The sequence below is a fragment of the Stenotrophomonas sp. SrG genome (assembly GCF_050031795.1).
GTDB classification, from domain to species: domain Bacteria; phylum Pseudomonadota; class Gammaproteobacteria; order Xanthomonadales; family Xanthomonadaceae; genus Stenotrophomonas; species Stenotrophomonas rhizophila_A.
This window is the reverse complement of record NZ_JBNBBE010001538.1, coordinates 1-233: the sequence shown is the minus strand read 5'-3', so window position 1 is coordinate 233 and position 233 is coordinate 1. Positions and strand designations below refer to the sequence as shown.

Genomic DNA, 233 nt, shown 5'->3' with positions numbered 1-233 from the left:
TGGGCACCGCTGTCCGCCGGCGCCTGCGTGTCGGTGGTCCTGCGCACGCGCAGTTCGGCGTCGGTGAAGTTGCGGCGCCACTCGGTGGCCGATTTCATGAAGAAGCGCTGGTCCTGGCTGTGCCCATCCACGGCGACATTGGCCTTTGGATTCTCCTGCAGCGCCATCTCCAGCGCGGCGTGGGCCACGGGCTGGCCGCCCAGGGCGCCGATGTTCTCGCCCAGGGTCCGCGT

1 protein-coding gene is annotated in these 233 nt (G+C 70.0%); it reads right to left on the bottom strand.

What is annotated here, in order from left to right; genetic code table 11:
• Positions 1–233: M13-type metalloendopeptidase (locus tag ACQG3P_RS24540; RefSeq protein ID WP_426806503.1), on the bottom strand; the 233-nt coding region annotated here is incomplete at both ends.